A 16286-nucleotide genomic window follows, 5' to 3' on the forward strand; every position below is an offset into this window, starting at 1 on the left:
ACTATTATACCCACTCATAGGAGTAAATTTGGGAATAGATATAGCAGATACTACTTATAGCCTGACAAATTTTGAGTATATGTCTTCTATTGATCCAATGTGGATACTTTCTACATTTATCAGCAATCTTGTAGGAAAACTATTCATGCAATTACCCTTTGGAAATACTATGTTGGGAATTGGTATTTACTGCAGCTTTCTTATAAGTTTTGTGGCGCTTGTTTCGTATTATATGCTTCAGGACTATATGCCTGGTTGGATGATATTTATAGGACTATTTATTGCAGAAAGTCTCTGCTGGTGTCCAAAGGCTATATTGTATAACAACTTGTCCTATGTTTTTTTATCACTTGGTGCTCTGATGCTTTTAAAGGGAATGTTTGCCTGGAAGAGGCAGGAGCTATATTTGTTTCTGGCAGGAGTATTTCTGGGAATCAATGTGATGGTGAGATTTCCCAATATAGTGGAAGCTTCCCTGATCCTGATCCTTTGGTTTTATCTTTTTATCACAAAAGAGGAATTTCCAGCAGCAGCCCAAAAAACAGGCATCTGTATCGGTGGTTATGTAACTGGATTTGGCATTTTTTATTTGATAACATGCATTATGTATGGGCCGCTTGCATATTTTAATATGATTGGATCTTTGTTTAGCATGACTAGTGGCGCTTCGGATTATTCTTCTGGCGGAATGATCTCGATGATAATTGAGGGATATACCTCAGTACTTTTCAAGATGGCAATCATTGTGCCATGCATGTTGGCTGGAATAGTAATGTTCATGCTAAAAACAGATAGGTATATCTGGATCAAGAAAGGACTGTATGTGGCAGGACTTCTTATTCTTGTCAGATATTTCTTCGCTGTAGGAACCTTTACCAGGAACTATACATATTATGACAGCATATTTAGTGTTGCTATGATGTTTGTAATAATAGCTGTTATTATTGGAATCCTGGGCTCCACTGGCTTTTTAAATGGAAACAAGCAGGAACAGGCTCTTTCATTTGCTGTGGTGATGCTGATACTTGTTCTGCCAGTTGGAAGCAATAACTATACATATCCCATTTTAAATTGTCTGTTTATCATAGCACCTATTACTTTATGGCTTATCAGGCGCCTTATGCAAAGACTCGGGGATAAGGATATAAATTTTCCATGGCAGGCAATGATAACAATGGTTATCATAGTTCTTCTGATCCAGGGAACAATTTTCCATTTTAGATTTGCTTTCGGAGATGGAATGGATGGAACAGCAAGAGTCAGCTATGTTAGTGGAATCGAGAAGATTTCTGGTATGAAAACTACCAAGGCTAATGCTGATAGTCTAAAAGAGCTAAATGATTTCCTGGGTGAGAACTCACTTATGGATGAGAAAACCATATTTTTTGGCGGAGTTCCAGGGCTTTCCTACATTTATGATCTTGAACCCGCTATAAACACTACGTGGCCAGATCTTGACAGTTATTCTGTTGACAAATTTGAAACGGCTCTTTCTGAGCTGTCTGTTTCAGAGGAACCAGAGCCTATGATCATAGTTGGCAAGGACATGGCAGAATATGCTAATATAAATTCAAAATATGATATTTTATTGGACTATATGGCTGAACATGATTATAATAAGGTATTTGAGAACGAAAGATTGACAGTTTTCGTTACAGGATTTGAAAGTGAGGACTGATTTAGTTTTTATGGAAGAAAAGAAAGATATTTTTGACAGGATCATGTCTTTACCCATTCTGAACATATTTGAACCTTTTTATAAGAAGTACAAGGAAGGCTTGTTATACCTCTTCTTTGGAGGACTTACTTTCTTTTTGAGTATTTTCCTTTTTTGGTTCATGGATAGTGTTATGCACCTTAATGAGGTGGTCAATAACTCTATAGACTGGGTAATATGTGTTGCATTCCAGTTCTTTACCAACAGAACATGGGTATTTGATGGCAAGGTAGACACCAAAAAGGATTTCCTGAAGCAGGCAGGATCATTTACTTTAGGAAGGCTCTTTACACTAGTGGTTGAAGATCTTCTGATATTTATTTTCATCACTCTGATGGGGTTCCCCAAGATGCCGGTCAAATTGGGAGCAACCTTTGTTGTAATAGTACTTAACTACATTATTAGTAAACTTATAGTTTTTAAAAAGCCAGACCAGAAAGAGAAACTGGCCTCAGAGGAGTAACTTATGCGTATAAATTTTAATGTACCACCATTTACTGGAAAAGAATTTGATTATATCAAAGAGTGTGTTGAGAATCAGAAGATATGCGGAGATGGTCCATTTACAGCCAAGGCTAATGAGTGGATTGAGAAAAAGACAGGTGTATCCAAGGCACTTCTTACTACATCCTGTACTCACGCTACAGAGATGTCAGCTATACTGGCTGGGATCAAGGAAGGTGATGAGGTCATCATGCCTTCATATACCTTCGTTTCTACAGCAAATGCCTTTGTACTTAGAGGAGCCAAAGTTGTATTTGTAGATATCAGACCAGATACAATGAACATCGATGAAACAAAGATCGAGCAGGCTATTACTTCCAAGACTAAGGCTATAGTTCCTGTTCACTACGCTGGTGTTGCCTGTGAGATGGATACTATCATGGATATCGCCAAGAGACATAATCTTCTTGTTATAGAGGATGCTGCCCAGGGCGTTATGTCAACCTATAAGGGCAAGGCTCTTGGTTCAATAGGCGATTTTGGTAACTTTAGTTTCCATGAGACCAAGAACTACAGTATGGGTGAAGGCGGAGCCCTTCTTTTAAGAGATGAGACCTATGTGGATGATGCTATTATCATCAGAGAAAAAGGTACTAACAGGACTCTTTACAAACTTGGTAAGGTAGATAAATATAGCTGGATCGAGCCAGGCTCTTCATATCTTCCAAGTGAGATGAATGCAGCTTACCTTTATGCTCAGCTTGAAATGGCAGATGAGATCAATGATGCCAGAATGGATCATTGGAACAGATATTTTGAGGCACTTAGACCACTTGAGGAAAAGAAGCTTATTGAGCTCCCAGTAGTTCCAGAGGGATGCGTTCACAATGCTCACATGTTCTACATTAAGTGTAAGGACCTTGAAGAGAGAGAGCAGCTTATAAACTTCCTTAAGAGTAACGATATCCTTCCTGCTTCTCACTATGTACCACTTCATTCTTCAAAGGCTGGTAAGATATACAGTGAGTTCAGAGGAGAAGATAGATATACTACCAGAGAGAGCGAGAGACTTCTTAGACTCCCTATGTACTACAAGCTTACTAATGATGATATTGATGAAGTTGTTATGAGGGTTAAGGAGTTCTACAAATTCACATAATTGGGGAATAATATGGAAAAGCTTAGATCACTGAAGAGCTCAATAATATCTGCATTAGTTGTACTGGCTGTGCTTGTATTAACAGCATATTTTGGTGACTACTTTTTTGACCTTAACGATGATGTTTTAATGAAAGATATTCTCTCAGGAGCCTATACAGGAACTCCTGAGGGACATAATATCCAGATGCTGTATCCTATCAGCTTCTTTATCTCTGTTTTATATAGAACCGGGATAAATGCAGATTGGTATGGCATCTTTTTATGTCTTTTGCAATATCTGTGTATGTTTATCATTGGTAAAAAAGTATATGAGTATGGAGAAAATGCAAGGAAGGGCGTCCTTTATATTATTGCCTTTGCCAGTGCGGTTCTTGGATTTTTCTGGCCACACCTTCTTTATGTCCAGTACACTGTTGTCTGTGGCCTCTTATCGGCAACAGCGGCTTTCCTTATACTTTCATCCAGTGACAATTCCAAAAAGGATGACATAATAGCTATAATAATGATCCTTGTAGCATATCTGATAAGGTCAGAGATGCTTCTTTTGACACTACCTATGGTAGGCGTTGCCATTCTGATAAAATGGTGCCTTACCAGGCTGCGTCTTGCAGATGATAAAGGTATTTCAAAATGTGGCCTTAGAAAGCATCTTTTTGGCAAATATGTAAGACTTTGCGCTTTTCTGATCCTTGGACTTTTTGCTTGTCAGATGGCTCACAGAATAGCCTATAGCAATCCTGAGTGGAAGGAATTTAACAGGTTTTTTGACAACAGGACAGAGCTTTATGACTTTCAGTACATTCCTGATTACGCAGAGAACAAGGACTTTTATGACAGTATAGGTTTGTCTGAGAGTGAACAAAAACTCCTTCTTAACTATAACTTTGAACTTGATGATGAAATAAACGCAGATACCCTCAAAAAAATAGCAGACTATGCCGCAAGCTTAAGAGGAGAAGAGAAACCACTTAAGGACAGGCTGATGAATGCGGTATCTCTTTATATATACAGGCTTCATCATGTTGAAACTCCAAGGGCCTATGAGTATCCAATGACAGACTATCCATGGAATATGGGAGTTATCGCTCTTTATATTTTTGTATTTATCGCGTGCATTGTTATTTACAAAAAAGATAGAGCAGGACTACTTCAGAGTATTGGCCTGATGGTAGTTCTTTTTGCCTGCAGGAGTGTTTTGTGGCTTTACATCATAATGAGAGGAAGAGATCCTATAAGGATAACGCATCCTATGTACTTCCTTGAAATGTTGATACTTCTAGGAATGCTGACTCTGATTGTAAAAGACAGACAAAAGAAATTGTGGGTTCCTGCACTTTGTATCTGCCTGCTTGGAATGGTCACAGTGCCAATGCAGATCAAAGTAATTGAGAGAGAGCATTTCGAGAGAAGCCTGATGCTTGCTCATTATGAGACGCTTTACGATTACTTTAAAGATAATAAGGATTCCTATTACTTTGTTGACGTATATACAAGCGTTTCCACTGGGGACAATGTTGTTGGTGATGCCACTTTTTCTGAGAAAATGTTTTACAGAGTAGATAACAGCTTCTCTAACCACGATATACTAGGCGGATGGGCCAGTAAGAGTCCTGCCTACAGAGATAAGCTAAAAAAGGCAGGCTTTGAGAATGCCCAGGATGCGCTTTTATCTGAAAACGCATACTTTGTTATCAGGGATATGGATGATGTTACCTGGCTTTCAGATTATTACAGAGAAAAGGGAATAGAAGTTAATTTAAATAAAGTTGATCTTATAAATCAGATTTTTGCAATATACAAGGTAGAGAGAGTAGAGTAATGAACGAAAAGATTATCAAAACTGGAGAACAGGTCTGTCTTAGGCTTATAACAAGTGAAGATACTGAACTTATCGTTAAGTGGAGAAATAATGAAAGAGTAAGACAGAACTTTGTCTACAGGGTTCCATTCACAAGAGAAATTCACGAAAACTGGCTACAGACTCAGGTTTTTGCAGGTCGTGTAGTACAGATGATCATATGTGAAAAAAATAATGGAAACAGGCCAGTTGGTAGTGTGTATCTCAAGTACATAACAGAAGATAAGTCTGAGGCCGAGTACGGCGTATTTATCGGTGAGGATGATGCTACAGGAAAGGGATATGGGAATGAGACAGCAAGGCTTGCTGTTGAATATGCAAGAGATCTTGGGCTTAAGAGACTTATCCTCAGGGCATTTAGCTATAACAGTGTAGCTATAAAGAGTTATGAGAATGCCGGATTTAGAGAGTATCAAAAGCTTCCAATGGTTGAGTGCAGTGATGGCATAAAAAGTGATATGATACTCATGGAGAATCTTTTACAAACTGAAAGGGCAAATTCCTAATGCACAACAAAAAGATTAGTTTTGTGATTCCATGTTACAGGTCAGAAAAAACTATAGGATCTGTGGTTGATGAAATAAGAGATACCATGTCAGGCATGGCAGATTATACCTACGAGATCATCCTGGTCAATGATGGCTCTCCAGATAATACCTGGGATAAGTTAAAAGAGATAGCGGCCAAGGCTGATAATAAAGATGTAGTTGGCATCAATTTTGCCAAGAATTTTGGACAGCATGCTGCCCTTATGGCTGGCCTTCACAGGTCAACAGGAGACTATGTTATCTGCCTTGACGATGACGGACAGACTCCAGCTGATGAGGCTTACAAGCTTATTAACGCTCTTGAAGAAGGAGCAGACGTAGCTTATGCAAGATATAGCCACAAGCAGCACAATCTATTCAGGAACTTTGGAACCTTTATGAATGAAACTATGGCCTATGTGATGCTGGGTAAGCCCAAGGAGCTCTTTGTTTCAAGCTACTTTGCAGTACGCAGGTTTGTAGTAGATGAGATGGTCAAATATGAAAGTTCCTATCCTTACGTTATAGGTCTTGTGCTTAGGACCACCAAGAATATAGTAAATGTTGATGTTAACCATAGGAAAAGAGAAATTGGCCAAAGCGGATATAACTTTGCAAAACTCTTTGGCCTTTGGATAAACGGATTTACTGCTTTTAGCATAAAGCCCCTGAGGGTTGCAACCTTTACAGGCTTTTCCTTTGCAGCAATAGGCTTTATCTACGGTATTTATACAATAGTTAAAAAGTTTGTGCGCCCTGATGTTCCTGTGGGTTTTTCTGCCCTCATGAGTGCCATAATCTTTATTGGCGGGATGCTGATGCTGATGCTTGGAATGATCGGAGAGTACTTGGGGAGAGTATATATTTCTCAGAACAAAAATCCACAATTTGTAATTCGCGAGACTACAGAAGATGGAAAAGAGTGATTTGGGGAAGAACAAATTCAATAGAAACAGTAAGATAGCCTGGCTTATGTCAGGCTTATTTGGCGTTTTATCAGGGCTTTTTATGGTACTTGGATACCAGCTTGAAAATCAGTCCCGGATAAATCTTGCAGATAAAAATGCCATGTACATAATGGCCCTTATAATGGTGGTTTTGACAGTTGATGCCAAGCACGTGTGGGATAATTACACCAGCACCTTTTACGGCGAGAAACTGATGGGCCTGTTTAGACTTGATAAATACAGGGCAAGCTATGGCAAGAGCGACAAGAAGAGCAGATTTGTGCAGAACTGGCTTCTTATGATGGCTTTAAATATTCCGGTACTTCTTGGAACATTTCCTGGCTTTTTCGTGTATGACGCTCAGGATGAGCTCAATGAAGTACTGACCAGGACCTTTACCACACACCATCCGCTTTTGCACGTGCTTCTCTTAGGCGGCACAATAGCCCTTGCTCACAAGATTACAGGCTCCTGGAATGCAGGAATATTTCTCTATATTCTTCTTCAAATGATGGTGATCACGGCTATATTTGCCTATGTTACAGATTATCTTTACCAAAAGAAACTTGGAAAGACAGGAAATTTGATCACATGTCTTTACTACGGCCTTTTTCCAACCATAGTGATGTTTACCCTTTGTTCCAGTAAAGACGGCCTGTTTGGAGCTTTTTTGCTACTCCTTACAGTATTTTTATTCCAGATGGTTGAGGATTTGGAAGGATTTCTATCAAGTAGGATCAAGGTGGTCCTGTTTATCAGCACAGCTGTTTTAATGCCGCTCTTTAGACATAATGGCTTTTACGCCTATTTAGTATTTGTGCCATTTGCACTTTTTTATTTCAGGAAAAAGATAAAGAGTCTTGTAGCGCCTATGCTGCTCATTCCTGTAGCTTTATATCTGATCATCTCAGGGCTTTTTTCTGGAATTCTTAGCAGTGAAGGAACTCATCATCAGGAAATGCTTACGGTGCCTATAATGCAGATGGCGAGGGTATATACCTATGAGCCGGACATAATGACCCAGGAGGAAAAAGAGCTACTTATTAGCTATATACCAGAGGAAAACCTAAAACTGTATACTCCAAGGGTTTCAGATATGGTAAAGGTTGGCTTTGACAATGAGCTCTATGAGAAGGATTCAAAGTCATTCTGGAAACTGTGGAAAAGTCTCCTTGTCAAGAAACCAATGACATATTTAAATGCATGGTTTTTGACTTCCTATGGATACTGGTACCCAGCTTCTGTTATGAATGTTTACCAGGGGAATACAGTATTTACCTTTACCTACGAAGACAGCTCATATTTTGGCTATGAGGTAGAGGCACCAGGACATAGAGTCAGCCTTATTCCGGCACTTGACTCCTTGTACAGATATCTTTCAATTGGAAGTTTCCAGCAGGATGCGCCTGTACTTGCGCTTCTGTTCAAGCCTGGCTGTATTCTGCTTATCTACATGTTTGTTCTCTTTTACAGGTTATCAAGAAAAAGCTTTAGCGGCGTGTTGCCCTTTATGCCAATGATCTTAACCTTTTTGACAGTACTTCTGGGGCCTACATATCTAGTGAGATATGTAGTTTATCTCTGGACTTCTCTTCCTTTGCTGCTGGCAGGAAATCCTGCATCAAATGCGGGAATAGAGTGATAAGAGATACGCGTTTGGCGAGTTTGATTAAGAATTGCATGTATGTTAATATTTAATGATGGTTTTTTGCGCTTAAAAATAGTGGGAATACAGATAAATGAGAAAAATAATCAGTAAAAAAACTGGAGCTAAAATAGTGGTCATGTTGCTGACACTTCTGGTAGTGCTTAGCATATGGCCTTTTAGAGTATGGACAGATGTAAAGGAATATAGTGCCGGTGGCGAATACGTAGGGGCTACTGAGCAGAATGCCTCCTTTGAGAGGAGTTATCTACAGAATTTCATAACACAGTATGACAGGCTTAGCAGCATAGATGTATACATTTCAGAAATGGCAACTGGCAAATACATCATGGCCCAGGTTCTTGATGAGAATTATACAGAGGTCTTAAGAGTAGTTGTCGATACAGATGAGTATGAGATTCCTGGATTTGTTAATATTCCCATGGAACTTAATGTGGAGGTTGGCAAGAACTACAGCCTTGTTCTCAAGGATTGCAGGTCTATGTACAAGATTGGACTTGAGGATCTAAATGGAGAGGCCGGATATGTTGGAAGCCTCTTTTGCTCAGGCCAGGAGATACCAGCAAGGCATTTCTATGCAAAATATAATTACAGAGTTCCTATGCCAAAGAGCTTTTCTATGATCGCTATCCTGATTGCGCTTGTTGTAGCAATCACAGCATTTACCATCATAGAGCTGTTCTTTAAAAAATATCCTGAAAAAAATACCATTTCAACTGTTGAAAAAGCCCTAAGATTTATAGCTAATCCTGTGGCAGCAGTTTTTTTTGCTACACTTATGATAATGGTATTTCCTCTTAAGATGTTTGATTCGAGAGCAATAGATATTATCTTTTATGAGCTTGGACTTATCATCTGTGCAGGAATAGTATTTTACGGAATCAACCACAAGGTTGTGACACATAAGCTGGGGATTTCCTTCTGGGATGGAATAGCTGACAAAAATAAAGTCGTATATGTCCTTCAGATGCTTATGATAGCTATGGCAATCTGGTATGCAAGTGAATATATGAACGGTCTTTATGATATCTTCCATACTCTTTCACAAAGATGCATGGAAATATGCCTGTTGCTTTTGATATTACTGACATTTTCATTTAAAGAAGTTTTCAATGTCTTTAATCTGATATGGCTTGTGGTTTCAGTTATATGGTCCATAGGCTATTACGGACAAAATAAGCTTCCCATGTCAGATAAAGAGTACGATATAAGAAATCTTGCACTCAGATATTTCATAGTGATAGTCATTCTGGCAGGATTTGTTGTCATAGGTGTAGTAAGGCCGCTTGTCCATGGCATGATCAGCAATGTAAGGAGCAAAAAGCCTTTCTTTAGAACAAACTATTCACTGACAGTATTTGGCTGGTTCAGCCTTGCATTTTTTGTTTGTCTTGTTGTTTTTAGAAATACCAGAACCTGGGGAGTATTTATGGTCCTGATATTTGGAGCTCTTTTCATCAGAATGCTGATGTGGAGAGGTCGACTTGACTGGTACAAGATTCTTTCCGGGGGACTAATGCTGAACTTTGCTATATCCCTTGGATTTTCACTACTGCACAGATATTTTGCAGGATATATGCTTGGAAGATTTGGATTTATCTTCCACACAGTTACAGTTACTGCTGAATACTTCACAGCCATGGGAGCTGCTGCGACTGTAATGCTGGCTATAAAGGTTATTTCTTTCCCTAAGAACTCATCAAGGATCGAACTTTTTAAGACAGCCTGGAAAGAGATAGTTCTTTTTGGATGGATCATGTCCTATGCCCTGTTCACAGTATCAAGGACTACCTATGTGGCTATAGTTGCCTGCATATTTGCAGTGGTTATAGTTGTAATATCTTTCCACAAAAAACAGTTTGGAAGAATCCTTTGCACTATGATCCTTTCAGTTTTGGTGTGCTTCCCTGCGGCATTTACTATGCAGAGGATCATTCCTACAATGATAGCGGAGCCTGTTCATTATGAAATAGATGATACTGATGTTCAGATAAGAGGCGGTGCTGATTGGGATAACACTAACTTCATGTGCGTTGAGAGATTTGTAAAGCTCTTTGGACACAAAATTCTGGGACTTGATTGGGAGGGGTATAATTACCCTAATGATTCAGATAATTATGACAAGGATGGAAATCCTGTACTGGATATTTATGGTTATCCTATGCAGGGTGCTATCACTTTGCCAGAGCCTGTGGGCGGCTATCTTGTTTCAAACGGCTTCACCAGAGCTGAGCTCTTAATTCTTACAGAAGAGCTTGGCGGTTATGTTGATATGGACAATAAGCTTGACGTGATATCAGGTGGAAGAATCACCATCTTTAAGTCATATTTTAAAGAGCTTAATCTGACAGGCCATGATGTAATGGGAGCGGAGCTTCCGACTGGAGAGATAGCTGTTCATGCTCACAACGTGTATCTTCAGGTGGCTTATGACAACGGAATAATTACAGGAATACTTTTTATACTGCTTATATTGGGCGCGCTCATATATGGAGTAGTGCTCTATAAGAAAAATATAAACACTAACCCTCTTTCACTTATGGTATTTGCCATTACAATTGGATTTGCGGCTGCAGGTATTTCTGAGTGGGTATTCCACCTCTGTAATCCACTTACAGTTGCACTTATGCTTTCTTTCGGGGGAATGATCTTTAAGGAAAAGAGATATGAGTAAGAAAAAAGAACCTTTTAACTTTGCAAAACTATATAGAAGGACTGGTCTTATCGTATATGATGTGATGAGCATTATACTTGCCAGCTATATCGCGGTTATCATGCGATATGAGTTTAAGGTGGATGCTATTCCGGATTACTTTTTGTCTCCGGTCAACAAGTTTCTTCCAATAAACATACTGCTGACAATAGTAGTGTTCTATATATTCAAACTTTATGACAGCCTGTGGGCATACGCTGGTGAAAGAGAAATGCAGAACCTGGTAATGGCCTGCGTTGTATCTGGTGTTTTGAACGCTGTGGGACTTCAGTTCTTTAAGGCACATACCCAGGCAATGCCACAAAGTTATTACTTTACCTATACATTCCTATTGATCACACTTATTTTTATCAGCAGATTCTCCTATAGATTTCTTCGAAGTCAGAAACATCGTGTGGAGAACAGGAATAACAGTAAGGCAGTAATGATCATTGGTGCCGGAGAAGCAGCCAACATTATCATCAAGGAAATCATCACTAGCAATTTCTCTACAATGTCAATAAAGTGCATTATTGACGATGACAGTAATAAATGGGGCAAATACATTCAGGGCATCAGAGTTGTAGGTGGCAGAGACAGGATCGTTGAATGTGCAGACCTCTATGATGTGGATGAGATAATTGTTGCGATTCCTTCAGTTTCAAGGCCTGAACTTAAAAAGATCCTGGATATCTGTAAGAACACTAATTGTAAACTTCGTTCTCTTCCGGGAATGTACCAGCTTGTAAATGGAGAAGTTAATGTTTCGAGACTTCGTGATGTAGAAGTTGAGGATCTTCTTGGAAGAGATCCTATAGCAGTAGATATGGATTCTATTGCAGGCTATGTAAGTGGCAAGACAGTAATGGTCACAGGTGGTGGCGGCTCCATTGGTTCAGAACTCTGTAGACAGATAGCGGGACATAAGCCAAAGCGCCTTATAATTGTTGACATATATGAGAATAATGCCTATGAGATACAGCAGGAACTTATAAGAGCCTATAAAGAGCTTGACCTTGTTGTGCTCATAGCTTCAGTTAGAAATACCCTTAGGATAAACAGTATTTTTGAGCAGTATAAGCCGGATATTGTTTATCATGCGGCAGCTCACAAGCATGTTCCTCTTATGGAGACAAGCCCGGGAGAAGCTATTAAAAACAATGTTTTTGGAACCTGGAAGACTGCTATGGCAGCAGCTATGAATGGAACCAAGAAATTTGTGCTCATTTCAACAGACAAGGCTGTTAACCCCACAAATGTAATGGGTGCCAGCAAGAGAATCTGTGAGATGATCGTGCAGACTTTCAATAAGCACTATGATACGGAATTTGTAGCAGTTAGGTTTGGAAATGTATTAGGCTCCAATGGCTCAGTTATTCCGCTGTTTAAAAAGCAGATTGCCGCAGGAGGCCCTGTTACTGTTACTGATCCTAAGATAATCAGATATTTCATGACAATAACAGAAGCAGTTTCTCTTGTGCTTCAGGCAGGAGCATACGCCAAGGGCGGTGAGATATTTGTCCTTGATATGGGTGAACCAGTCAAGATCCTTGATCTTGCTGAGAACCTTATAAAGCTCTCTGGCTACAAGGTTGGAGAGGATATCAGAATTGAGTTTACAGGCCTTCGTCCGGGAGAAAAGCTCTATGAAGAGATGCTTATGGATGAGGAAGGACTTCAGGATACATCAAATAAAATGATCCATATCGGTAAGCCAATCGAGATGGATGAGATGAGGTTCTTTTCACAGCTTGAAAGACTCAAAACAGCAGCAGTTGAGGAATCTGCTGAGGTTAAGTCCATCGTTCAGGAGATAGTTACTACTTATCATCCAACAGATAATGAGGCAGACCACACCAAGGAGCATAAAGAGGCCTTGAGAAAAGTGGCTGATAGGATAAACGAAGAGGAGTAATCATGGAAATAAAGCCTTTTGAAAAGAAAGTTTGGCTGTCTTCACCAACCATGCACGGCGAAGAGATCAAGTATATACAGGAAGCTTACGATACCAACTGGATGTCTACAGTAGGTGCCAACATAAATGAAGCAGAAAAAATGATATGTGAAAAGGTAGGCTGTAAGGACGCAGTAGCTCTTTCATCAGGAACTGCAGCCCTGCATCTTGCCATAAGACTTGCAGGGGAGAAACTCTATGGCCAGCAGAGGGCAGGCCACGGAACCCTGGAAGGCAAAAAAGTATTCTGCTCAGACATGACATTTGATGCTACTGTAAATCCTATTGCTTACGAGGGTGGTGAAGCTGTATTTATCGATACAGAATATGACACCTGGAATATGTGCCCTAAGGCTCTTGAAAAGGCTTTTGAAATCTACCCTGAGGTTAGACTTGTTGTTATAGCGCATCTCTATGGAACTCCTGGCAAGATTGATGAGATAAGACATATCTGTGATCAGCACGGAGCTCTCATTGTAGAAGATGCAGCTGAGTCTCTTGGAGCTACTTATAAGGGAAAAGAGACAGGAACTTTTGGCGATTATTCCATCATTTCTTTTAATGGCAATAAGATAATCACAGGCTCTTCAGGCGGAATGTTCCTTACAAATAATCTTGAGGATGCTCATAAAGTCCGCAAATGGTCAACTCAGGCAAGAGAGGATGCCCCCTGGTATCAGCATGAGGAGCTTGGCTATAACTACCGCATGAGTAATGTTATTGCAGGCGTAGTAAGAGGCCAGATTCCACACCTTGAGGAGCACATTGCTCAGAAAAAGGCTATTTATGAGCGTTACAAGGAGGGCTTTAAAGACCTTCCTGTTAAGATGAGCCCATTTGATGCCAAGAACAGCGAGCCAAACTACTGGCTGTCCTGCATCCTTATCAATAAAGATGCGCTTAGTAAGCAGGTTCGTGGTGAAAAGGATGTTCTGTACATTACTGAACCTGGTAAGAGCTGTCCTACAGAAATTCTGGACACTCTTATGAAATATAATGCAGAAGGCCGTCCAATCTGGAAACCAATGCATATGCAGCCTGTATATCGCATGAATCCATTTATTACCGCAAGCGGAACAGGAAGAGCAAGAAGTAATGCCTACATAGACGAGGGTGCTATAGCAGACGTAGGAGCAGATATTTTTGCAAGAGGTCTCTGTCTTCCAAGTGACAATAAGATGACTCCGCAGCAGCAGGATGTCATTATTGAGATCGTAAAAAGGTGCTTTGAATAATATGTATAGTAAGTTTTTTAAAAGACTATTGGATATAATATTGTCACTGCTTGTAATAATCCTCTTTTCATGGTTATACATAATAGTGGCTATTCTAGTAAAGTTTAAGCTTGGAAGCCCTGTGATATTCAAACAGCCACGTCCAGGCATGAATGAAAAGGTCTTTAATATGTACAAATTCCGTTCTATGACGGATGAAAGAGATGAAAATGGAAATCTCCTTCCAGATGAAGTCAGGCTTACTGCTTTTGGAAAAAAGCTTCGTGCAACCAGTCTGGATGAACTTCCTGAGTTCTTTAATATATTAAAGGGTGACATGAGCTTTGTGGGACCCAGACCGCTTCTAGTCAAGTATCTGCCTTTGTATAATGAGGAGCAGAGACACAGACATGATGTAAGACCTGGACTTACAGGATGGGCGCAGGTTAATGGCAGAAACTTGCTTAGCTGGGAAGATAAATTAGAAAAAGATGTTTATTATGTCAGAAACATTTCTTTTTTATTTGACCTAAAGATCGTGTTAAAGACTATTGCAGTAGTTTTTAGACATAATGATATTAATAGTGCTACAAATGCTACGATGGAGGCGTTTACCGGTACTAAACCAAAGCAAAAGGTAGAATGAAAGCAATCTAATGAAGATACTGATTCTTACAAATTATGCCAACGGATTATATTTATTTAGAAAAGAACTAATAGAGCATTTTCAGAAGAACGGACACGAGGTTTTCGTGTCTGTTCCTTTTGATGAGAACTGTGTCAAACTAAAAAAACTGGGTGTTACGCTACTAGAGGCTCCGCTAGAGAGGCATGGTATGAACCCTGCAAAGGACTTTAAGCTCTTTAGGCAGTATATGCGCACAATAAGGAGAGTAAGACCAGGGGTAGTTCTGACCTATACTATAAAGCCCAATATTTATGGAGCGTTGGCGGCAAGAATAAAAAAAGTCCCGTATATATGCAATGTCACAGGACTTGGACAAGCCATTGAAAGAGGCGGGATGCTGAGTAAAATACTATTAAAGCTCTACTCGGTCTCTATGAAAAAAGCCAGAAAAGTCTTTTTCCAAAATGAAAGAAACATGAATTTCATGCAGGATAGAGGAGTTGCCACGAAAAATGCGGGTCTTTTGCCAGGGTCTGGAGTTAATCTTATAGAACACCCACTTTCAGAATATCCTTCTGAACAGGCTGGAATTCATATTCTTGCTGTAATGAGAGTGATGAAAGATAAGGGCGTTTCAGAATACTTCGAAATGATAAGAGCACTTAAACCAGAAAATCCCAATGTCTTTTTTGAACTTGCTGGAGAATACGAGGAAGATGAGAAAGCTGATTTTGAGCCAGAGATAAATGACCTTGTCAAGATGAATTATCTTAAGTACTATGGGCATATTGACAATGTGCCAGATGTTATGGCTGCAAGCCATATTGTTGTTCACCCTTCTTATCATGAAGGGCTATCCAATGTGCTGCTTGAGGCTGCAGCTTGTGGCAGGCCAGTACTTGCAACAGACGTTAACGGGTGTAAAGAAACTGTGGATTTAGGTAAGAGTGGATATCTCTTTGAAGCTCGTAATTCGAAGTCTCTGATAGAAGCAGTGGAACAAATCTTATCTCTTTCAGAAGATCAGAGAAAAGAAATGGGGCTTGCAGGTCGAAGATGGGTAGAAAAACACTTTGACAGAAATATTGTAATAAATGCCTATGATAAAGAAATAGAAAGAAAATGATCAGACCATTACGGCCTGATCATTTTTATGATATAGCTTATAAGTTATAATTTGCTCAGTTTGACATGCGTAGTATAATAACTATGTATGTAAATTTTTGAAAAAAGAACATGATTAGTGTGGAGGAAACACAATGAGTTTATATGAGAAGCTCCTTTCAGGAGAGGAGAAACTTTCACTTGTAGGACTTGGCTACGTTGGTATGCCAATCGCTGTAGCATATGCCAAGAAGATCAAGGTAGTAGGCTATGATTTCAATGCTGCCAAGGTTCAGCTTTATAAAAACGGAATCGATCCAACAAGAGAAGTTGGTAATGATGCTATCAAGGAGACAACAGTTGAGTTCACTGCA

Annotated in this window: 12 protein-coding genes and 1 pseudogene; all 13 read left to right on the forward strand. The window is 39.6% G+C overall.

Annotated elements, in window-relative coordinates; translation table 11 throughout:
* Nucleotides 1-28 precede the first annotated feature (28 nt).
* Nucleotides 29-1678, forward strand: coding sequence for a hypothetical protein (locus tag BLO53_RS07960; protein WP_143003224.1), 1650 nt, complete (start codon nt 29-31; stop codon nt 1676-1678).
* Nucleotides 1679-1688: 10 nt separating this feature from the next.
* Nucleotides 1689-2180, forward strand: coding sequence for a GtrA family protein (locus BLO53_RS07965; RefSeq protein ID WP_035789528.1), 492 nt, complete (start codon nt 1689-1691; stop codon nt 2178-2180).
* A 3-nt stretch (nt 2181-2183) separates the two neighbouring features.
* On the forward strand, nt 2184-3320 hold the full coding sequence (rffA, locus tag BLO53_RS07970) for a dTDP-4-amino-4,6-dideoxygalactose transaminase (protein WP_092060334.1): 1137 nt from the start codon (nt 2184-2186) through the stop codon (nt 3318-3320).
* Between the two features lie 12 nt (nt 3321-3332).
* Nucleotides 3333-5141: a hypothetical protein gene (locus BLO53_RS07975; RefSeq protein WP_092060336.1), complete on the forward strand. Its 1809-nt coding sequence runs from the start codon at nt 3333-3335 to the stop codon at nt 5139-5141.
* Nucleotides 5141-5686: a GNAT family N-acetyltransferase gene (locus BLO53_RS07980; RefSeq protein WP_092060339.1), complete on the forward strand. Its 546-nt coding sequence runs from the start codon at nt 5141-5143 to the stop codon at nt 5684-5686. Before BLO53_RS07975 ends, BLO53_RS07980 begins: the two co-directional genes overlap by 1 nt.
* Nucleotides 5686-6633 carry a glycosyltransferase family 2 protein gene (locus BLO53_RS07985; protein WP_092060341.1) on the forward strand — a complete coding sequence of 316 codons (948 nt, stop codon included), beginning with the start codon at nt 5686-5688 and terminating at the stop codon, nt 6631-6633. Before BLO53_RS07980 ends, BLO53_RS07985 begins: the two co-directional genes overlap by 1 nt.
* Complete coding sequence (locus BLO53_RS07990) at nt 6620-8296, forward strand: DUF6020 family protein (protein WP_092060343.1); 1677 nt, start codon at nt 6620-6622, stop codon at nt 8294-8296. The genes BLO53_RS07985 and BLO53_RS07990 overlap by 14 nt, the downstream gene beginning before the upstream one ends.
* 97 nt (nt 8297-8393) lie before the next feature.
* Complete coding sequence (locus BLO53_RS07995; RefSeq protein WP_092060345.1) at nt 8394-10994, forward strand: O-antigen ligase family protein; 2601 nt, start codon at nt 8394-8396, stop codon at nt 10992-10994.
* Nucleotides 10987-12927: a polysaccharide biosynthesis protein gene (locus BLO53_RS08000; RefSeq protein WP_092060347.1), complete on the forward strand. Its 1941-nt coding sequence runs from the start codon at nt 10987-10989 to the stop codon at nt 12925-12927. Before BLO53_RS07995 ends, BLO53_RS08000 begins: the two co-directional genes overlap by 8 nt.
* 2 nt (nt 12928-12929) lie before the next feature.
* On the forward strand, nt 12930-14201 hold the full coding sequence (locus tag BLO53_RS08005) for a DegT/DnrJ/EryC1/StrS family aminotransferase (protein WP_176757210.1): 1272 nt from the start codon (nt 12930-12932) through the stop codon (nt 14199-14201).
* Nucleotide 14202: 1 nt separating this feature from the next.
* Entirely contained in the window at nt 14203-14826 is a 624-nt protein-coding gene (locus BLO53_RS08010; protein WP_092060349.1) for a sugar transferase, read from the forward strand.
* Nucleotides 14827-14836: 10 nt separating this feature from the next.
* Nucleotides 14837-15934 carry a glycosyltransferase family 4 protein gene (locus BLO53_RS08015; RefSeq protein ID WP_092060351.1) on the forward strand — a complete coding sequence of 366 codons (1098 nt, stop codon included), beginning with the start codon at nt 14837-14839 and terminating at the stop codon, nt 15932-15934.
* 133 nt (nt 15935-16067) lie between these two features.
* Nucleotides 16068-16286, forward strand: a pseudogene (locus BLO53_RS08020) (nucleotide sugar dehydrogenase); the annotation flags it as partial.

It is taken from the genome of Butyrivibrio sp. INlla14 (assembly GCF_900102515.1).
In the GTDB taxonomy this organism is placed as follows: Bacteria; Bacillota; Clostridia; order Lachnospirales; family Lachnospiraceae; genus Butyrivibrio.